The sequence below is a fragment of the Nostoc sp. genome (assembly GCF_036919555.1).
Lineage (GTDB): Bacteria > Cyanobacteriota > Cyanobacteriia > Cyanobacteriales > Nostocaceae > Nostoc.
Map to the genome: position 1 here is coordinate 19,049 of NZ_JBALCS010000006.1, position 20,548 is coordinate 39,596.

A 20,548-nucleotide genomic window follows, 5' to 3' on the forward strand; every position below is an offset into this window, starting at 1 on the left:
CAGTCGGGTAGACAGCATTTTTCTCACAAGTGAGAAATCTGGCTAATTTATTAAAAAATATGGCGTTGCTGAATCATGGGATGATTTCGACCAATTTGGAAGGATTTTTCAATGGTTTCAACCATTAATTCATCCCGCATTTATGCAACGCCAAAAATATATAGTAAATGTGCGTAGGTGCAGCCCTGCGAAGCGATCGCGCTCATATCTCACTCAATTCCATACCGCTATATAGCGGTAGATCATATTTATTATAAAGAACTTTCATGTGTCGGCTAAACTGTTCCTCTACAAAATAGCTGCTGGAAAATTCACTTGCAAAAGAAACCTGATGAAAGTGATAATCTAAATTCAGCAAATTGTAGACAAGTCTTAAAAAATAATCATCTATCCAGAAATCTACATCAAATAGTGAAATGCTATATTTTCCTTCCAATCTGCGATTTAAAGTTTTAAGTAACCAAGACCATTGAGGTTTAAGGGTCGGATCGATGCGATTACCAAATACAGGATTAAAAAACTGATTTACTTGAGCGGTTCTGACATCAATCACTTTAGTTAATAAATCTGCCGCCTTCAGTGGAGATGAATTAAACCAATAGTTAGCAACTACTAAATCATGTAAATAAGCAACGACAATTTTCGGGTTTTCTTTAATGAACTGCGAACGACAAACAATTCCTCTGATTGATGGAATTCTTAAACTAACCATCTGAGATAGAGGCAGTTTTCTGAGAAAAGCATATCCTTCTAAAATTGAGGCAAAAGTGTGACAACATACGTAAGCATCTATAGTTTTATTTGCCAAACTCTTACTTGCTTTTCGAGGATTTTCATTCACTAATCTGCAATCCTGACTCACATCCATATCATAGAGATCAAAAAGAGTAATGATGAACCTATGAGCATTTGAACCAAATAAGGTGGAAATTCGTTTCCCTTTCAGATCCTGAACTGTGTTTATAGAAGAATCTTTATGCAGTATAATATTTATATCTTGACCTAAAAGATTATACGAAGCAATCCCAATCAATTTAGAGCCAAAACTTAAATCATCGAAGAATTGGCTACCATTATTCAACAGAGAAATATCATCTAAAATACAAATATCTAGTTCTCCCCGTTTCATCTCTCGGTTCATTTGTTCTCCAGAAGTGAACGGTAGAATTTGTAACTCGAAATCTCGGTTCATTTCAATATTTTTGAAAATAGACTCTTCCAGTGATGAGGATGCTCTCTGTAAATCAGAAATATGCTTAGTCCCATATCCAGCAATAAGCTGCCCGATGGAATCACTTTGAATACCTATCCGAAGAACATTTTCTTCTTTGGAAGAATGCCTACCTAAAATTAGATTTACGTTAGGCAAACTTTCTAAGTTATTTTGATCGAGTCTAAAACTTCTCACCAAACTCTCTGCGGATATTAACAACTCACTAAAGCGAGGAACATGAATATAAATGCCATATTCATTAACATCTTGAATCGGAAGAGTTAGTACTTGATATTGAGATATTATATCAGCTTGACAAAAGTCAGGTAAAATCGTTAGTTTTTGATTTTCGGAAGTATAGGTGAGTAAATATTGATAATTATGTAGTACCTTTACACCACTTAATTTATTCATCAAAAATCCATTTTTCGATAGTTCATAATGAACCTCATCTAAAAGTACAACATCAGCTAAATCAATATCATTTATTTTAATTAAGCTATGCTCATTCAGATATTTACTTGCCCCAAAGGAGACAAGCAGCATTTTATGAGTTGTTAATCTAGTACAGTGGTGTTCTTCCTTATATCCAGAGCAACTGTTGAGCAATAGATCCATCTCGATAAGTTGAGAGTTTGAGAAAAATATGCTATTTTTAACTCCGATCTCTTTGATATTTCTACCTTGAAAACAAAGCTGAAATCGCTGTAAATATTGTTTGAGCCAGACTTCTAAGATTAAATTAGTAGCTCCCAATATCAAATCTTCACCTTCAGCGCTAAATGTTGCTTGAAATTCTTCTCGCAGATTTTCTACAGTTTCTACTACATTAAGTGTCTGAGAAATTAATTTCTTGCCTTTATTGGTCAAGCATATAAAACCAGGAGAGCGATTTAGGAGAATTACTCCGAAACAATCCTCTATTTGCTTGACTTTTTTACTAATTAATGCCTGACTATACCCTAGTTTTTGTGCTGCTTTAGAGAAGCTACCACAGTCATCTACTGCTTTTAAAATTTTGATGTGATTTAGGGTAATATCTTCGAGTTTAATCTTATTCATGCTAGGTAAGGCAAGATTTTTAATTACAACGCAATTAAGCTATTTTGCTGTGTATATTCGGAAATCACTAGTTTATGGAAGCGAATAGTGTCTTCTGTCATAGATTCAAATTTGAGTACTATTAAGTCAACGCCAACAGCTTCGTATTCTTTCAGGCGTTGAATAATAGTATAGCGATCGCCAACGAGTTGAGCAGATAAACCGAGATTGGCTTCAATGGTTTGACTGATATCTAGTTTGTTGTGGGCAACTACGTTAGGATCGATTTGCTCTTGAAAGTACTTAATCTGCTGCTGTGAGGCAGAACGATAAATCGCTTCTAATCTGGCTTCAGCTTCGGCGGTATGTTCACGAACGATCGCAAACGCACTCATTGCTACTTTAATCTGACGCCCGTAGCGCTCGCTAGCCAATCTTTTCACTTTCTGCACCAATGCTGCCGTTTTTTCTGGTTCATCAGCATTGATAAATAAATAATCTCCCTGACGAGCCGCTAAGTCAATCGCCCGGTCTGATTCACCAGCAATGAAAATGGGTGGTATTGGTGTAGGCTTATCTGCGAGAATACCACCTGCGATCGTGTAATACTTGCCAACGTAATTAAAGCCTTCGACTGTCCATAGCCCCTTGATTACATCAATGTACTCTTCTAATCGCGCGTAGCGATCGCTATGGGGTAGCCAGATATCTCCATAGCTTTCTACTTCTAATTTCCACCAACCGGCAATACCACTCAGAGCGAATCTGCCGTTACTGAGTTGATTTTGAATGTTTGCACTCAGTTTGGCAACGACCGCAGGCAGTTTAAAACCAGGTTGTACAGCCGCAACAATCTTGATATTTTTGGTGTTTAAACTTGCTAAAGCTGCTGTAATCCAAGCATCAGCAACATTATAGTTAGGCCCATGAACTGCATTCAAGTAATGTTCAGGAATGTAATAAAAATGATAACCTAACTCGTCTGCTTGAACTGCCAGCTTTACCAAATCTTGAATAGATAAATTAGCCTCATGGTTGACAACCCGCAACCATCCACCACACACCGGCGACCAAATTCCAAACTGAAGTGGCATAAATCTTTTTCCTGTGCCTTTTTTTACGATATTTTAACTAAAATACGGTATTAATATCTCTTTACCGTAGTTTAGTAGTTCACAGTACCACATTTATTTCTGCTGTGTATAGTTTCAGATGACACATGAAAAGCATTTACTTATCACGATATGGAATAGTAGTGATACTTTGTCGAGTCCTGATTTCTAGTTGCTCTGACTGAATCATGATCATAGCCAGCAAATATAAAAAATTAGGACTTATGCACTGTAGGGGCAATTCATGAATTGCCCCGACGATAGATCCGGTTTTTATCATCACACACTATATTTAGTATTTTCTGTCAATGCGTAAGTCCTAAAAATTAGCCCTTTCAAGGTGGGTAAAATTTTTGGATAATAATTCCTCTTTTCTCTGTGTTCTCTGCGCCTCTGTGGTTCAATAAATAACTTTTAAACCGCAGAGGCACGGAGAACGCAGAGAGGAAAGCAGAGATTTTATCAGTGACCTTGAAAGGGCTAGTCCTAAAAATAATTAAATACTCACTCAGCAAAATTGGGCTGTATTCCAAAATGGAATATGGAAATGGAATTTAAGTATATCGAGTCACGACATCGGAAAAATTATCGTGATAAAGTCTCATACATTAATAACTACGGTAGCACAGTCAAGATATGGTATATTGCCACTATCACATCCTGAGATTGTCTACTTGTAAACTCAGAGTAGTTTCCAGCCGCTCTCAAGGTTTCGATTTTGACTAAGATTTTGCCCGATCAAGTTTTAGCTAATTTGTTAGTGATCAAAAATTAGGCTTTGTTGGATTACAAGCAAACTTAGACAAATAACCAAGCAGTTTCAATTACAAACGCACAATTATGGTAGATATTAAGTTCGCATACTGGATTCCCAACGTTAGCGGAGGGTTAGTAGTAAGCAAAATCCCCCAACGGACAGATTGGACTTACGAATACAATGCTCAACTGGCTCAAACAGCTGAAGAAGTTGGGTTTGAATATGCTCTAGCACAAGCCAGATTTATCGCTAGTTATGGCGCTGAATACCAGCTAGAGGCGCTTACAACCGTATCAGCCTTAGCTCCAGTCACCAAGAAATTGAAGCTAATTGCAGCAGTTCACCCTGGATTGTGGCATCCGGGAGTAGTTGCTAAAATCGGTGCCAGCATTGATTTTCTGTCAAACGGTCGGTTTGCACTAAATGTAGTTAGCGGCTGGTTCAAAGATGAATTCACCATCTATGGTGAACCCTGGTTAGACCATGACGAACGCTATCGTCGTTCCGAAGAATTTATCCGTGTTCTCAAAGGTTTGTGGACAGAGGAGGAATTTCACTTTAAGGGCGACTTTTACCGCATTAACGGCGGTTGGGTGAAGCCCAAACCGATTAATCAGAATCCACACCCGGAGATATTCCAAGGCGGTAACTCGAAAGCAGCCCGGCGCATGGCTGGCCGCGTCTCTGATTGGTATTTTATGAATGGGAACACCATAGAAGGGGTGAAAGAGCAGATTGCAGAAGTGTCTGCATTAGCGAGTCTTGAAGGACGCAAAATTAAGTTTGGTCTGAATTCCTTTATCATCGTGCGAGATACGGAAGCAGAAGCCCATGAAGTATTGCGCGATATTATTGCCCAAGCGGATGTGGAAGCGGTGAAAGGATTTGGCGAAGCAGTGAAACAGGCGGGAGCTTCTACTCGTGAGCATCAGGGAATGTGGGCGAATTCCAATTTTGAAGACTTGGTGCAGTATAACGATGGCTTTCGTTCAGGCTTGATTGGTACTGCCGATCAAGTTGCTGACAAGATTCGCCAATTTTATGAAGTCGGAGTTGATCTAATTCTCGGTGGCTTCTTACACTACTCGGATGATTTGCCTGCATTTGGTAAGACAGTAATTCCGATTGTGCACGAACTAGAAGCTAATCGTCGTAAGGCTGATGAGTTGGTTGTGGTGTAGATTAACACCAACATACTTTGTAGGTGCGGCTTTTTCTGAGCCAAGCTGTTGAGATAATGCCTAAACTCACTTCTACAGCAATAGTAATTAGCGATGCCGATGGCAAGCGCGAAGCACTATACAAATACCAGGCGGTTAGTACACATCTCAAAATCTCTAACAAAAATCGATTCGCCAAACTCAAATCATTATTCATATAAAAGGCTAGAGTTCATTTGTTGTTGTTGATGGTGTTCGACAACAGCAAAATTCTCAATTGTTAAATTTCGTCCGTTTTGAAACTTGAGTAGTGCGGGACGGAAAACCCGTTACTACGATCATGGAGCAAGATGCTTCCACTACTTTCAAAAACTATGGTTCTCAAAATAGATGTGGTTTAGGTGTCGAAAATAGTGTTCTCAATTATCTCTCTTATTTAGCATTAATGCCATGACCTTAATAACTAAAGCAATTTCATTCTCTCGGTAAAAGAGAAACAAATAAAAGGAGAGAAAGTAATGCTAGGAATTACCCTAACGGCAAGTGCATCCCTTGGTCAGACAGAAGGCTTAATCACGTTAATTGGAATGGGGCTGACAATGTTGATTGTCGCCTACTATGCGAAGTGGAAACTTGTGAGGAACACCCATGATTTTGTGATTGCGGGTCGCAAATTGGGTTTAGGGTTTGGGATTGCGGGTTTGCTTTCGGTCTGGACATGGGTAATTGGTATTTTATTGCCGATTGGTGTGACGTACAAATATGGACTATCGGGACTGTGGTGGTTTACAGTACCCAATGGTTTATCTGTCGTTGCTGTAATTCCATTCGCTAAAAAGCTCAGAAGACTGATGCCTCATGGCTACACCATTAGTGAATTTGTATCTGTGCGTTATGGCGGTGCTAAGTTAGCTCGGATTGTCGTAGTTGCAGGTATCCTTTTTGGGGCTGTGCAGATTGTGACGGTGAATTTGAAAGGTGCTTCCCTGATGGTGGCAACGATTTTTGGGATGAATGAGGGAGTTGTGGCGGCGATCGCATCTTTTGTCATTCTGTGCTACATCATGTTGGGTGGACTGTGGGCTTCTATGTCAACTTCCACACTGATGTGCTTACTAATTATGGTACCCTCAGTCTTAGTCACTGCGGCAGTAGTTGGGCAAGTTGGCGGTCTACAAGCAATATGGCAGGCTGTGGAGAGTAATGGTAATGGTTTACTTTCCGTCACTCGACCCGATGCGTTCCAGAGTTTTGGCTTAACATTCTGCTTGGCATTGATTACAGCAACCATCGCCGGTCAAGAATTCTGGCAAGTCGCCTGGGGTATTCGAGAAAAAGAACTAGGTAAGACTTTTTTCTGGGGAGGTGCGCTTTACTATCCAATTGCTCTGTGTTTAGGAGTAATTGGGCTAGCAGGAATTGCTCTGAAGGTAGATTTAGTAAAAGATTTGGGAGGAGATCCCGCAGCCTTGGGGCCTTTTCTTGTCTCGCACTTGGGATTACCAAGTTGGGTGATTTATCTGTTCGTGATTATCGTCCTTTCTGCCTGCTACTCAACCTGTGATGGCACACTCGCGGCTGTGAGTTCCGTTTCGGCTGTAGACGTAATTAAGCCCTTATTTCCCAATATTTCCGAGCGATCGCTTTTTGCCTGGACTCGGATTTCTATGGTCATCGCGGCCTTGATTTCGATATCGGTTGTACTATCTGGAATCGATTTAGTGACCTTAGTTTTGGGAACCTCTGTGATTCGAGCCGCCGTGCTTGTGCCGCTAATTCTCTCAATTATTTGGACAAAGATGAATGCAACTGCATTTACAGCAGGCACAATTAGCGGGTTAATTGCTGGGGTGATCACCCTCCTGACTCTAGGAGAAGAGATTAGCACATATACCGTAGTTGTTGTCAGTGCAGTAGTTCCAATCATCATTGCTGCCACTAATTCCGAACGTTTTGATTACAGCAAGCTGAAGCAGGCTCATGATTTATCTGAATCTAACGCTAAATAACCTATTTGATTATGGACAATATGTTGACAGTTATACCTTTTAGATGGCAGGGCATTACTAAAAGGATTGGGTTTTTCATCCTGGGTACGGTGTTAACAGTTCTTTATGCACAACTTTGTCATGCTCAAACTTCTGCTAGTGCTGGTAGCCCTGCCACCAATAGCCCATATTCCCTAGAAACAATTATTACCGCAGTCATTGGTGCCACTATCACTATCTTTTATCTCAGGGCAATGTATTTTGTTCTGACCTATGCTTCTAAGACCTATGGGCTTGATGATCAAGACCTAGATGAAGACGATGACAACGAATCAACCGCAAACAAGATATTGGGATTTGGAGCATTTTTCTTGGTTGTTATTTCTGCGTTGATTATTGCTTCCTATGGGTTTGGCTGGGGATTCTTGTATCTTGGGCCAATTATTTGCTTACTTGGCCCAATAGTTCCGATTGTGGCAATGGAACTTGACCTCAAACGGTACAAAAAAGTCCTTGCATCCAAAGCAGATCGACAAGCAATTCGAGGATAAGCAAGTCAGTATCTCAAGGAGCCATAAGTGTTTTGAAGGATGGCCATCTTGCCCATCTCAAACCATTAATGGACAAGATGTCCATCCTTCAAGATGGGATGTGCTGATCAAATAGCACTGGTAATTATCAATTACTCAATCAAAATCAAGGTATTATACCATGACATCAGTAATTAATACAGAACAGAAGGCACATATTATTCAGGATGACCAAGAAGCGATCGCGATCGCTCACGAACTAGCAGCTGAGTTTGCCAAGGGAGACTCAGAGCGCGACCAAAATCGGCGTTTGCCTGCTGAGGAAGTCCAAAAGTTCTCCCAGAGCGGATTGTGGGGGATCACAGTTCCTAAAGAGTATGGTGGGGCTTTTGTATCTAATGTCACTTTAGCAGAAGTCATAAAAATCATCTCCGAAGCAGACTCTAGCCTCGGTCAAATTCCCCAAAACCACCTCTACATGGTGGAAGCAGTTCGCTTGGATGGTACAGATGAGCAGAAGAAGTTCTTCTTTGATTTAGCTCTACAAGGTAAGCGCTTTGGTAATGCCTTCTCAGAAATTGGCACTAAGTCTGTTACTGATGTCCAGACAAAGTTAGAACCAGATGGTTCTGACTTCGTACTCAACGGACGTAAATATTACTCCGCCGGGGCATTACTAGCTGATTGGGTTCCCGTGATTGCTAGTCAAGATGCTAAGACAGTGGTGGCATTTGTCGAAAGAGATGCCGCCGGATTGACGCTACTTGATGACTGGACGAGCTTCGGACAGCGTACCACTGCTAGCGGCACTACCATTATTGAAAATGTGAAAGTGAAGGCAGAACACGTCATTCCGCACTACTTAGCCTTTGAGAGGGCAACACCAATGGGTGCGATCGCGCAAATCATCCAAGCCGCCGTAGACGTGGGGATTGCTAAAGCCGCAGTTCGTGACACCATCTACTTTGTCCGCAACCATACCCGCCCTTGGGTTGACAGCAATTTAGAAAAAGGATACGAAGACCCTCTGACGCTCTATAACTTAGGCAATGTCCAAATTCAGGTTCACGCTGCTGAAGCATTGCTACGACGTGCAGGTGAGTTTCTCGACATCGCCAACGAATCAGGTTTAGAAGAACCCAAGGTAGTGGAAGCATCAATCGCAGTTGCGGAAGCTAAAGCCTTTGCTACCGAAGCAGCATTACTAGCTACCAACAAGTTGTTTGAACTAGCAGGTACTAAGTCCACATTGGAGCAATTCAACTACAATCGCCACTGGCGAAATGCTCGCGCTCACACACTCCACGATCCCGTCCGTTGGAAATATTACGCTGTTGGTAACTACTTCCTCAATGGTGTCTACCCCCCACGCCATCCTTGGCTGTAATTGTCGCATTCTCTATTGGGGTCAATCAGTTTTGGATTTTGGATTTTAGATTTTAGATTTTAGATTGACCCCATGCATTAATGCAGTGACTTGAATAAAGAATCGTAGATTTTGGATTGATTTCACAAATGAATTTGCTTACTCTCAGACCTTTTTAAATTTTGAATCTTCAATCCAAAATTTAAAATCTAAAATTCGCTGGGGCATTCGCAGGGAATATTTACCCCAATGCTTTGCCCCTAATCAATTCAACATTATTTAAGTTGATACTATGAGCGTTGCAAACCCAACCCAGAGGCGGAGCATTTGGAAAAGCCAGCCATTTAAGGGACTACTTTTTATTCCTGTAATTGCTGTCATTAGCTATATTTTTGAACTCATCTTTGGTCAAATTATTCAGCTAAATGTGGGAACAAAGTTGACTTACATCACTATATGCTTCGTCTGGTGGTGGCATCTAGGTTTTTCCCTCAACGGCTATCCGGGTTCTCGCTTTTCCTCTACCCGATTTGGACGAGGAACAGTGAATTTAGTAGTGCTGTTAGCGCTAGTTTATATAACTGGAGAAGCTTGGAAGTTAATTTCTGCAAAAGCAATTCTCACTGATACACCTGTTGGTTTGTGGGGACAAACAGCAATCATTGCAGCCGCCGCCAGTTTGTTCTTCTTTGACAACACAATTGTCACCACTGAGGAAGTACGCAACTGGCATCCAGTAAGCGGTTTTATCAATATCTTTTTTGCTATCTTTTTTATTGCCCCTGCACTCACCTTTTTGCCACAAATGTGGGGACTTCAACCGTTTTACATTCCTTGGTATTGGTATCCTTGTTCGACAGTGTTCGGCAGTTTCTTTGAACGTTGGCCTTTAAACAAATTGGAACTAGGAATGCCACGTTTGGGGTTACTCCATACAGGTATTGTTTTGTTACTCACTTTGATTACAGAATTGTTCCTCAAACAGTTAGGACTAGATTTGTTTACAACAACGACAGGCCCAACCTTTGCTGCAATTTGGACAACAGTTGGTTTAGGATTTGTTTGGCAATTCAATATGTGGCCCTTCACGGAGCTATCACAGCCCACAAAAGGTATCGTTGCATCTGTTGCTAGTTTAATAATTTCGGTGTTGTTTTACTTAGTGACAGTATCCCTGGTAGGTCAGGAAAATATTATCCAAGGGCTTTACTGGTGGTTCAATATCCTTTGGGTTCAAGTATTTTTAATGGCTCCGGGATTATACGACGGAATTAGCCTTTGGCAGGATGTGCCGCCACTAGTTGAAGAACGGCAACCCCTGAGCCTCAATCGTGATGAGCGTTAATAGTTGTGATGTTGCTGTCTCTGCTCTCTCTGAGTAAATAAATAGAGCAGTCTGTTCGACTCACTTTTTCCTGGATCGGAAAATAAAGGAAGCGATCGCTATTTTATAGACTGCTCAAAAGCTGAATAATTCAGACAGTTCGCCGCCTAAGCTGTTGCATTAATGTAGTTTCTTGGATTAATGCAAAACTTTGCATTATCTAAAAATAGCAACCGAGAACAATCATTATCACTACTTCATACAGACGACTTTGGGGAGATTATTCAAGAGACAGTGCTAAAGGTAATCGCTCTTTGAAAGGGAACGTAATTTCTTCCTGTCCTCATGCCGAACAGTTGCCCCGGTGCTTCCAAAGTAATTCTGACTTTTCACATCCCGTGAAAAGTCAGGATTATACCTGGGTTGATTGCCGTTTGCAGTTATGAGTTCAATTTTGATTGAGAATACAGCCAAAAAGCTTTAATTCACTGCTGCTTTCGCTTTGGCTTTTGCCTTTACCTTTCGCTTCATCATCAGGCCGACTATACCAGCTGCTATTGAGCCACCAGTAGTCATGGGTTCGGGGATAGCCGAGAATCCAGATGCCTGAAACACAGGTAACGCTTGAGAGCTGCGCAGAAAGGAGTTGAAGTCCCTAGCTGCGTCTAGGTTTTGAGTTTGTTGTAGTACAGCAGAGCCATAAACAATCGGAGAGTAAGCGTTGATAGGCGGAGTGTATGCAATTTTGACTTTATCAAGTGCTGTTAGAGCATCTGTGGTGTAAACAACGCCCGCATCTATAGTATCAGTGGTATCGGTTGACACTAATGATAGTACATCACGCACACTCGTGCCGAAGACAAGTTTGGGTTGGATTTGCTGCGATATCCCGGAATTGGTAAATAATTGCTGGGCGAATACTCCTGCTGGAACAAACGCAGGATTACCAATAACCACTTGACGCACATTTAATAGGTCTTGAACGCTTGATATAGATATGGTTGAGTTTATCGGCGTGATTATAGCCAAGGTGTTGTTTAGTATGTCTTGCCTGGTTCCTTCTATTAGTTTGTTGGCAGATTGCAGAATATCTAACGGTGCTTGGGATACTGAGAAGAAGATATCTACTGCTGGATTTGGATTTGTTCCCGTTAGGATTTGATTAGCGAGAGTGCCAGAAGCCCCAAAGTTATTGATAAAGGTGACGTTGGGGTTGCTTTTCTGGTAAAGTGTCTCAACCAGGGGTAGGGTGTCGGTTAAGCTGGCAGCAGCATCGATGTAAATCGGACCACTAAGTGTGGCAGCTTGCGCTGGTTTAGCTGGGATTACACCAAAAGCCAAAGCAATGCTAGCAGTTGCTAGTGCTAATTTGTACCTTCTATTCACGAAATACTTCCTGTAGAGTTAATGTGCGAGTTACTACAATTTTTGAAATTCCAAATCTTGCACCCAGCATTGAAAGTTTGCTTTTCACTCTAGCCAGAAAATAGGGTAACAAGAAGTCGTAGCTGGGAAGCAATCTTTGATAATTCAGTATTTATAAGGTACTTTGATGTCGAAGGAATTACAACTATTTACCAAGCATCTTTATAGAGAAAATACAATAATCTATGTACTTATACTGTTGTAATAAAGCTTGTAAGGTTTTACTAGTCAACGCCAGAATGCGGGTTGTAGCTTTTCGGATTGATAAGCAGAGATTAACTGGGTCGAGTGGTTTCAAGTTGCTCACGGAATATATAGGCATCAATACATATATTCTCATTTATCGGAGCTTATTGATATAAACTTAAATGGACTTATATTGCTATAAGCTCTACTCTGTCTACTTCTCAGACTTTTTCTTACGTCGAACTCAGGTTTTGTGAGCGACTGGTGTCGTCCCGTCAGGTTTTCAACACTCAATTTTAGAATTTCATAGATAAATTCAGCTGAATTTATCTATGAATTGTTCTTTGCACCTTTGCTGATTATCTAAAAGGTGAAAGTTGTTCTCACAGTGCCAATTACTGCATCCTGATTGTCATCGTTTTGACCAGGAGCCGTTATCCAAATTACGCCAGGGGTGATGGCAATGTTATCTGTAAACTGATACTTGTAAAAGCCTTCAATATGTAAGGATAAATCGTTTGCAGGTGCTGGATTACCACCCCGATATGGTTCTGCACCCACAACAATACCACCAAGGTTGCCTTCTTTACCTAAATCTGGGAATGCCAATCCCAGAGCATAGTACCAAATATCTGCACTACCACTACCTGTCAGATTTTTGGCGTTAGTGTAGCCAAAGAAGCTATTGACTGTAAATTGAGGACTGAATTTGTAAAAAGCTTCTACTCCGTAGGAGTTAGTAATCGTCCGCTCAAATGGAGTATTGGCTTGTTTTGTTCCGACAAGTGTAAAACCACTACCCAGGTCAAATATTCCTCCTCGATTTTGGTAGGCATTTACATAGGTCAAACCAATGCCAGAGTTCTTGTTAGGGTTCCATGCTATTTGTCCAAATGCGCTATATTGACCATTAAAAAAACCACTATCTGGCTGAGGACTGGCATGATCTCCTGCTAAGTAACCCAAGCTCAATACCAATTGGTCACTGAATCGATAATTGAATCCTCCACCTGCACCACCACCAATACGGTAGATAGGACTAGAGGAAGCAAATTCTGTCAAAGCACGACCACCTCCTGAGCCACTATCGAGATAGGGACTCAGAGTAGGAACAAAATCATAAAGTACTCCGTTCACGGCTCCTATATAAGCATCGATTTTGTTGCCAACGGGGAAATAGTAAGAGAGCCAATCTACGGACAGGTTGTTGTTACTAGGAGCAAGATTGAAGGTTTGCAAACCCTCGGCTGAACCACCAGGAAGCTGCAAAATAGTAGCGTTTCCAGTACTTAGACGAGTATTTAGAGTGTCTTTACCTGTAAAGCTAGTTTTGAAAACGAGGCGAACTCTATCTTGAAAAACTGTGTTATCACCATTAACTGAACCTTGGAAGGCATTCGTAATTACAAAGATAGCTTCCGCAGAAAGCTTTGTTGTTGTTGAAAACTGATTGGCTTCTAGTTCCGCAGTCCGACCTTCTAAATTATCAACTCGACCCCGTAGAGTTGCTAGTTCAGTGGCAAATTCTGCTTGCAGTCTTTGTAGGGTAGTTAAGTCTTCTTTAGTAACTAAGTCAGATGTAGCTGTTCCAATCAGCTCGTTTATCCGAGATAAACAAGCATTTAAGCCGGCTGCAAATTCATAGCGAGTGATGGCGCGGTTTCCCCGATAAGTGCTATTTGGATAGCCCGCAATACATCCATAACGCTCAACTAAAGACTGGAGTGCAAGAAGCGCCCAATCAGTTGGCTGCACATCTGAAAACTGAGATACAGATGTTACCTGAGACATACTGTTTGTCTGTGGAACACTTGCATCACTATTGATTGCAGGAATTTTAGGCGTTTGTGCGATGGTTGTTTCCGAAGAATTGTCCTCGAAACGTGAAGTTTGGTTGGGACGTAGAGGGCGCTTGGCGATGCCTGGGTTGGGCTGCGCCAAGGCAGTTGATATATTTGTTTGAGTCCCAGTCACAGCTACTAAATTCCTGTCTTCAGCATAAGCTGATGTGCTAGCTAGCAAAGTAGCACCCAAAATCATCGATTCCATGAATAAATTATGAAATGAACGATTGAACATTTCTATCACTCCCCTCCCATTTTTGATTTGAAAAATTTAGTGAAAGCCATCAGATATTTCAGTAATTTGTCAAGCTAAAAATTCATTACTAGCCCTGAAAATGTTGAATTACTTTAACACTCGAAAGTTTTCACTAATATCACTACACTTCCAGAGATAACCAGATGTATCAGCGAATCTCTGGCGTTTTCATCTGCATATTTAAGTGTAGAAAAGACTTGTTTTACACAAATAGAATCACCGCAAAAATTGGTCTATTTGCTAAGAGAACGTCTATCTATCTGTAAAAAATACATTGCAGTTTTACAGAATAATCTTAATTTATCGCCAACTAATTTCAAACTACTACACAACTATCAATTTAAAGTAGATTATTGGATTTAAGTTAATAATATTGCATATATAGTCCTAAAAAACAAGTAGGTAAGAAAATTTATTCTCAAAAGTTGTTTTTTGCTTGACTCTCAATTAACTATTTTTTGAGATTGTTTTAAGAACCCATAACTTTAGCAAAATTATTTTGATTTGAACTTGCCTTATTAGTTAGATTGTGCAATCATATATTTACGATACGGTAATTTTATCAAAATACTGTAGATTTAAAGTTGTGCCAGCAAAATTTATCGGAAATCGAAGGGTTTAAGACCCCTACGTCTACACGTAGCTTCAATTTCAGTCAGGGTTTAAATCCTGTCTGAAATTGTCTTTAATTTTGAATTTTGAATTGTTAAAGTTGCTCCTCACAATAAGATTAACAGGAGATGTTGCAAGGGATGCAATTAATCGAAACTAAAGAGTCTCAAAATTATCTTGATCTAGCTAAGTATTTAGCAAAGGAATTTGCCCAGACTGCTGTGGCACGGGATGCAAAAGGGGGAACACCAAAGCATGAACGCGATCGCTTGCGCCAAAGCAACTTGCTTAAATTGATCGTACCCACAGAATACGGTGGTTTAGGACAGAACTGGATTACCGTCTTGCAAATTACCCGCGAGTTTGCCAAAGTTGATAGCTCCATTGCTCACGTCTTTTCTTATCACCATCTAGGTGTGGTAATTCCTCATATCTTTGGTTCGACAGAGCAAAAACAGCGATATTACTCAGAAACTATTCACAATAATTGGTTTTGGTGCAATGCCCTCAACCCTTTAGATAAAAGAACTACTCTGACATCGGAAAATGATTATTTCCGGCTCAACGGGATTAAAAGCTTTTGCTCTGGCTCTCAAGACTCGGATATATTGCCGATCACTGCCACTCATCAAGAAACTGGTGAATTGAGTATTGTAGTAATTCCCACCCAACGGCAAGGCGTTACTGTTCATAATGATTGGGATAATATGGGGCAACGTCAAACAGACAGTGGTAGTGTTACTTTTGACAATGTGTTGGTGTATCCTGACGAAATTCTTAGTAGTAGAGACAAAGAAAGTCAACCGTTCGCCACTATTCGCGCCTGCTTAACTCAATTGAATCTTGCTAATATCTACCTGGGAATTGCACAGGGAGCATTTGAAGCTGCTAAAACATATACTTGCACGAATACAAAACCTTGGCTGACATCAGGTGTAGAAAGTGCAACCAAAGATCCTTACATCCTCCAGCACTATGGCAAAATATGGGTTGATCTCCAAGCAGCCGTGTATCTAACTCAGCAAGCAGGAGAATTACTACAAGCAGCTTGGAACCGGGAATGGTCACTTACCGCAGAACAACGGGGAGAATGTGCGCTCAGTGTCGCTACTGCTAAAGTCGTGGCCACTAAAGTTGGTTTAGACATTACCAACCGGATCTTTGAAGTTATGGGCGCACGCGCTACTAATGCAAAATATGGCTTTGACCGTTATTGGCGTAATCTCCGCACGTTCACTCTCCACGATCCAGTAGATTACAAAATCCAAGACATAGGAAACTGGGCGTTAAATGATCAACTGCCAAAACCCAACTTTTATTCATAGTTTTTCCCTTGCCGTTTTAGGAAAATTTCACTGTAACCTTTAACAGGCGATGTCTACGACGGGCTATGCCTACGCTCGCAGCTTGAATAGTCTACACTACTCCTGAATTTCCCATATTCTCCAACTTTTTTTAAGTCTCTTGTAGTTTTGGTAACTCAGATAGGATTGCTATATCCGAACACCAGAAGAATCTGGGATAATAGCATCAAAATTCGGATGTTCTAATATGTCGAAGTCATATTTCATCCTATATTGAAACCCCCCAGATTCTATTTGAGGGGTTTGGTTGATTGCTTGTGAGATTTGCTTAACTTAACGTGAGTTCGATGAACCTCTCCCTCCCAGCCTCCGTCTCCGAAACGGAAAGGGAGGAGCAACGAAAAATTAAGCTTTTTACTCCCCTCTGGGCTTGCCTAACGGCAGGCTGACGCCAAGGTCGAGGGGCTGGGGGAGAGGTCAAACAAGATTTGTCGAACTCACGTTAGCTTAGATGTGCTCCTGGTTGTCCGTTTTGGACTACAAAGGAAGCTAGGGTTTTGACAGAAGCATTCAAGTCAACGATGCTTGATACAACGCGGTAGTCACTTTGCCAACGTTTTGGGGTAAGGTTGCAGCGAACGTATCCCCTGTAAGCACCGTCAAAAAACTTAGTATGGGGATTATTATGTAGGGCAGCTTGAACTGGAGCGATAAATGCAGTCGGAAAGTCAGAGGTAATTGAGGTTCCTACAAACTCTGTGCCTACCGTCGCTGAGTTTGGGTTATTAAAGTCAAGCTTCAGGTCGTGTACCCAACTAGAATGGATGTCTCCGCTAATCACCACTGGATTAGAAGGTTGACACTGGTTTAGAAAACTCAGGAGCCGATTACGTGCAGCCACGTAGCCGTCCCACTGATCCATATTGAAGACACCTGGACCTGGACTACTATTAAAATTGTATTGGGCAAACATCACCTGTTGAGCAATCACATTCCAGCGCGATCGCGATTGGTCTAAGCCTTTTTGTAACCATTGCTCTTGTTTTGAACCGGTCATGGTAGCATTGGGATCAAAAGCTTGGGGGCAGCGAGGCTTAAGTCCATCATCACAAGGTTGGTTAGTGCGGTACTGCCTCGTATCTAGAACGTTGAACTCAGCTAAATTACCGAAAGTCAACCGCCGATAAAGCAGTGCGTCTGAACCCTTGGGTAATGAAGACTGACGTAAAGGCATGTGTTCGTAGTAAGCCTGATAAGCATTAGCTCGGCGTTTCTTAAAAGCCTCTTGGGTTTGGTTATCTTCGGGGATTAAGTTGGCGTAGTTATTGTCAACTTCATGATCATCCCAAGTGACAATCCAGGGAAAAGCCGCATGAGCAGCTTGGAGATTTGGGTCATTTTTGTAGAGGGCGTAGCGATCGCGGTAGTCAGCAAGAGTGATAATTTCTGGACTATTATGCTGGCGGGGCCCACCGGATTGTGGACCGTATTCGTAGATGTAATCACCCACATGAACCACAAGGTCGAGGTTTTCATCAGCCAAATGCCGATAAGCCGTATAGTAGCCATTTTGCCAGTCTTGACAGGAGACAAAAGCAAAGTTTAGTTGTGAGATAGAGCCATAAAATGTCGGTGCTGTGCGAGTCCGCCCAATAGTGCTAACTTCCCTACCAGCTTGAAATTGATACCAGTACCAACGCTCAGGGTCTAGCCCACGGACATCAACGTGGACTGAGTGTGCAAACTCTGGTGTCGCTAGTACTGTTCCTCGCTGCACCACCTGTCTCATGTTTTCATCAAGGGCAACTTGCCACCGCACTGGAACATTTACCAGTGGCATTCCACCTCCAGAAAGTGGATTAGGAGCCAGTCGTGTCCAGATAACAACACCATCCGGCAAAGGATCACCAGAGGCAACACCAAGACTGAACGGATAGCCAGAAAACCTTGAGTTAGCCAATACCGGATGCCATTGGCTAGCGATTGTTAACCCCGTTAAGAATCCTCCACCCAACAAAAAACTCCGCCGTCTGCATCGATTTGCTAGCAGGCTATCGCCATTCATAAGTTCCATATTCACCCCTTTCCAAATGTAAATACAAGGAACCTATCAAAGCAGGATCAAGCAGAAATTAAGATTTTGTTAAGTTTAAAATTGAATTGGGGCACTTGTACTGAGCGACGCGTTGCCCTGAGCTTTGCCATACCCTTCGGGAAGCAAGCTACGCGCAGCGTCTCCAAGAGTTGGGTCGAAGTAGCGTTGCCGTTGGCGCAGCCTCTCGTAGAGAAGTATTGGACATTAGGACTGGGGGATTTAGACACAACTGAAACAAAACTGCCGCTACAGAAACTTTTGTCAAAGCCTCTTCTAATTACGAATTACGAATTACGAATTACGAATTATTTAAAACCTGCCATTTCCCTGAACAATGTGCTTGACGGTGGTCAATGTTTCTAGGCTGATAAATCCCCGACGATGACCTTTTTGGTTAGACATACCGAGAAACACTGAATCTCCCCGCGAGGGGTTACGGGAAAAACGCGGGGAAGTGTTGATGTAGGTAGAAGCACTGTTAACTCCTAAAGCAAACTGCCGACTTTCCTGGTAGGATTCAGTAACGATGGAGTCGGCATGACTACTGCTGTATTCATTAATCCAGGCGATCGCAATCTCTAAGCTATCCACCAGTTTAAAAGCTACTGTCCTAGTTAAATAAGGGTTTCCCCATTCACCTTCCTTCACCAGCTGCAACTGGGGAAAGGCTTTTACTAGTTCTGCATCCCCTTTAATTTCAAAGCCTTTTTCCATCAAGCTGTTCCACAGAACGGCTATTGATGATGGCAAGGCTTGGCGATGAATGAGTACCTTTTCAATGGCATTAACTTGATCTGGTTCGCTCTGATGGCTATCAAGAATCATCCAACGCACCATTTCTAAGCTGCTATTGGGCGACCAGTAGAGATAACAGTTACCCATCGCTGACTTTAAAACTGGGCAAGTTGACTGTCGTACTACCTGCTGCACTAAGCTAGAACGTCCGTAGGGAATCACTAGATTCACGTACTGGTCTTGGGTAACTAAATCACGAATCGAAGCACCATGTTCTGCTGTGATCAGTTCTACACAACCTGGTGGTAGTCCAACTTGGGCGATCGCATTTTGCAGTACCTCAGCGATCGCCGCGTTAGAATGGCTAGTTTCAGTACTGCCTTTGAGAATTAGACAATTGCCAGTTTTGATACAAAAACCCGCTGCGATCGCTGCTAAATCGGGAAACGCTTCGTAAATAAATCCAATCACTCCCAAGGGCATTAATTGGGTGTAACTTTGGGAATCTTCCAGTTGATAATCAGCGGTCCTGACGCGCCGCAGCGGATCTGATAATTCCCCCAACCGTTGTAAGATGTCTACTGTCATCTCTAGCCTTGTGGGAGTCAGCTTCAGCCAGTCCAATATCAACTCTGGCACTGCCATTTCCCGACTGGCTTCTAAATCCAAGGTGTTGGCTTCTAGAATGTCGTCAAATGAGCGCTCAAGGGCTTGTGCCATCGCCAGTACTGCACGACTCCGGTCTGCTCCCTTTGTGCTACCCAACTTTAGGGAAGCTTGATAGGCTCGTTGGGCACTAGTAATCGGTTCGGGGTGATCATCCAAAACTTCAACAGTCATTGAGTTAACGTCTGTAGGTAAGCCAGACCATTAGTGCTGGTAGGATAGCCAACAGCACCGCCACCATTGCCCAAGCAATAATGCTGGAACCATTTGCCAATCGCAGTGCTAATGGTAGCCATATAATCACTAGCACGAAAATAATGCCCAGCGCTATAGGTAGATAGCTTTCTCCTAAGCGGGGATGGACAACATGCCAACTATTTCCTATCCAACGCCAAGCCCGTTTGTAGGGGTAGGTGGTAGAAAGCTGTTCTAGGACATGACCATTATCTTCTACGACAAAGATTTGCTGACAGCGATCGCAACCAAATGCTTCTGTCAGCGTAATCGGAATTAACTGACCCCGGCGACGACAGGGACAGGGGTATTCAGCATTGAAATCGATTTTTTCGGGTTTTTGAGATTGCACAAGCGTTCTAATAACTTGAGCGTGTTTTAAACGAACTGCGAGAATATAATCCTTTGGTAAATGCCTTAGAGGCTTCTCTCTTTATTTTGATCAATCTGTCCACATTGGGAGCGGCTCACAGGAGTGTAGCGCAAATCGACGAAGACTTCAACGCACCTTAAAAATACTAAACCCCTTGAAATTTTCAGATCCAAGAGGTTTTAGTTGGAAGCGGGTAACGCGATTCGAACGCGCGACATTCACCTTGGCAAGGTGACGCTCTACCACTGAGCTATACCCGCAATTCATAACCATATCTTAATATCTCAGATTTATTTGTAATTGTCAACCCCTTAATTTAGTCATTAG

14 protein-coding genes and 1 tRNA gene are annotated in these 20,548 nt (G+C 42.0%); 6 read left to right on the forward strand and 9 right to left on the reverse strand.

Annotation, left to right across the window (positions count from 1 at the left end; genetic code table 11):
- Positions 1-202 precede the first annotated feature (202 nt).
- Together V7K36_RS01225 and V7K36_RS01230 are read right to left on the reverse strand one after the other, a co-directional pair.
- On the reverse strand, positions 203-2,275 hold the full coding sequence (locus V7K36_RS01225; RefSeq protein WP_335112500.1) for a LysR family transcriptional regulator: 2,073 nt from the start codon (positions 2,273-2,275) through the stop codon (positions 203-205).
- A gap of 23 nt (positions 2,276-2,298) precedes the next feature.
- Positions 2,299-3,348 carry an LLM class flavin-dependent oxidoreductase gene (locus tag V7K36_RS01230; RefSeq protein ID WP_335112502.1) on the reverse strand — a complete coding sequence of 350 codons (1,050 nt, stop codon included), beginning with the start codon at positions 3,346-3,348 and terminating at the stop codon, positions 2,299-2,301.
- An 858-nt stretch (positions 3,349-4,206) separates the two neighbouring features.
- Here V7K36_RS01230 and sfnG point away from each other — a divergent pair.
- Entirely contained in the window at positions 4,207-5,304 is a 1,098-nt protein-coding gene (sfnG, locus tag V7K36_RS01235; RefSeq protein ID WP_335112504.1) for a dimethylsulfone monooxygenase SfnG, read from the forward strand.
- Between the two features lies 1 nt (position 5,305).
- Here the strand turns inward: sfnG and V7K36_RS01240 are convergent, their stop codons facing one another.
- Complete coding sequence (locus V7K36_RS01240; RefSeq protein WP_335112506.1) at positions 5,306-5,500, reverse strand: hypothetical protein; 195 nt, start codon at positions 5,498-5,500, stop codon at positions 5,306-5,308.
- A gap of 301 nt (positions 5,501-5,801) precedes the next feature.
- Between V7K36_RS01240 and V7K36_RS01245 the strand changes: the two genes are divergently transcribed.
- From V7K36_RS01245 to V7K36_RS01260, 4 genes are all read left to right on the forward strand, one after another.
- Positions 5,802-7,292: a sodium:solute symporter family transporter gene (locus tag V7K36_RS01245; RefSeq protein ID WP_334827443.1), complete on the forward strand. Its 1,491-nt coding sequence runs from the start codon at positions 5,802-5,804 to the stop codon at positions 7,290-7,292.
- An 11-nt stretch (positions 7,293-7,303) separates the two neighbouring features.
- The gene (locus V7K36_RS01250) at positions 7,304-7,822 is read left to right on the forward strand and encodes a hypothetical protein (RefSeq protein WP_335112508.1); all 519 of its coding nucleotides are present in this window, start codon (positions 7,304-7,306) and stop codon (positions 7,820-7,822) included.
- 160 nt (positions 7,823-7,982) lie between these two features.
- Positions 7,983-9,188, forward strand: a complete 1,206-nt coding sequence (locus tag V7K36_RS01255) for an SfnB family sulfur acquisition oxidoreductase (RefSeq protein WP_335112510.1) — start codon at positions 7,983-7,985, stop codon at positions 9,186-9,188.
- A gap of 271 nt (positions 9,189-9,459) precedes the next feature.
- Positions 9,460-10,512, forward strand: a complete 1,053-nt coding sequence (locus V7K36_RS01260) for a hypothetical protein (RefSeq protein WP_334827437.1) — start codon at positions 9,460-9,462, stop codon at positions 10,510-10,512.
- A gap of 459 nt (positions 10,513-10,971) precedes the next feature.
- Here V7K36_RS01260 and modA read toward each other — a convergent pair whose 3' ends face one another.
- Both modA and V7K36_RS01270 read right to left on the reverse strand, forming a co-directional pair.
- Complete coding sequence (modA, locus tag V7K36_RS01265) at positions 10,972-11,877, reverse strand: molybdate ABC transporter substrate-binding protein (RefSeq protein ID WP_335112512.1); 906 nt, start codon at positions 11,875-11,877, stop codon at positions 10,972-10,974.
- 588 nt (positions 11,878-12,465) lie between these two features.
- Positions 12,466-14,181 carry an iron uptake porin gene (locus tag V7K36_RS01270; RefSeq protein ID WP_335112514.1) on the reverse strand — a complete coding sequence of 572 codons (1,716 nt, stop codon included), beginning with the start codon at positions 14,179-14,181 and terminating at the stop codon, positions 12,466-12,468.
- 773 nt (positions 14,182-14,954) lie between these two features.
- Here V7K36_RS01270 and V7K36_RS01275 point away from each other — a divergent pair.
- Positions 14,955-16,139: an acyl-CoA dehydrogenase family protein gene (locus V7K36_RS01275; RefSeq protein WP_335112516.1), complete on the forward strand. Its 1,185-nt coding sequence runs from the start codon at positions 14,955-14,957 to the stop codon at positions 16,137-16,139.
- Positions 16,140-16,620: 481 nt separating this feature from the next.
- On the opposite strand, the gene V7K36_RS01280 is transcribed toward V7K36_RS01275, so the two are convergent.
- The 4 genes from V7K36_RS01280 to V7K36_RS01295 form a co-directional block, all read right to left on the reverse strand.
- Positions 16,621-18,192 (reverse strand): alkaline phosphatase D family protein, encoded by a 1,572-nt coding sequence (locus tag V7K36_RS01280; RefSeq protein ID WP_335112518.1) that lies wholly within the window; start codon positions 18,190-18,192, stop codon positions 16,621-16,623.
- 330 nt (positions 18,193-18,522) lie between these two features.
- Positions 18,523-19,788, reverse strand: a complete 1,266-nt coding sequence (locus V7K36_RS01285; RefSeq protein WP_334944070.1) for a glutamate-5-semialdehyde dehydrogenase — start codon at positions 19,786-19,788, stop codon at positions 18,523-18,525.
- A gap of 4 nt (positions 19,789-19,792) precedes the next feature.
- Positions 19,793-20,200: a hypothetical protein gene (locus tag V7K36_RS01290; protein WP_334827425.1), complete on the reverse strand. Its 408-nt coding sequence runs from the start codon at positions 20,198-20,200 to the stop codon at positions 19,793-19,795.
- A 209-nt stretch (positions 20,201-20,409) separates the two neighbouring features.
- Positions 20,410-20,481 (reverse strand) — tRNA-Gly (locus V7K36_RS01295).
- Between the last annotated feature and the right edge of the window lie 67 nt (positions 20,482-20,548).

Coding starts and splice junctions, on each gene's coding strand:
- V7K36_RS01250 (WP_335112508.1), top strand. CDS start 7,304: ATGGACAATATGTTGACAGTTATACCTTTTAGATGGCAGGGCATTACT.
- V7K36_RS01270 (WP_335112514.1), bottom strand. CDS start 14,181: ATGTTCAATCGTTCATTTCATAATTTATTCATGGAATCGATGATTTTG.
- V7K36_RS01280 (WP_335112518.1), bottom strand. CDS start 18,192: ATGGAACTTATGAATGGCGATAGCCTGCTAGCAAATCGATGCAGACGG.
- V7K36_RS01260 (WP_334827437.1), top strand. CDS start 9,460: ATGAGCGTTGCAAACCCAACCCAGAGGCGGAGCATTTGGAAAAGCCAG.
- V7K36_RS01285 (WP_334944070.1), bottom strand. CDS start 19,788: ATGACTGTTGAAGTTTTGGATGATCACCCCGAACCGATTACTAGTGCC.
- V7K36_RS01275 (WP_335112516.1), top strand. CDS start 14,955: ATGCAATTAATCGAAACTAAAGAGTCTCAAAATTATCTTGATCTAGCT.
- sfnG (WP_335112504.1), top strand. CDS start 4,207: ATGGTAGATATTAAGTTCGCATACTGGATTCCCAACGTTAGCGGAGGG.
- V7K36_RS01245 (WP_334827443.1), top strand. CDS start 5,802: ATGCTAGGAATTACCCTAACGGCAAGTGCATCCCTTGGTCAGACAGAA.
- V7K36_RS01255 (WP_335112510.1), top strand. CDS start 7,983: ATGACATCAGTAATTAATACAGAACAGAAGGCACATATTATTCAGGAT.
- V7K36_RS01230 (WP_335112502.1), bottom strand. CDS start 3,348: ATGCCACTTCAGTTTGGAATTTGGTCGCCGGTGTGTGGTGGATGGTTG.
- V7K36_RS01240 (WP_335112506.1), bottom strand. CDS start 5,500: ATGAATAATGATTTGAGTTTGGCGAATCGATTTTTGTTAGAGATTTTG.
- V7K36_RS01225 (WP_335112500.1), bottom strand. CDS start 2,275: ATGAATAAGATTAAACTCGAAGATATTACCCTAAATCACATCAAAATT.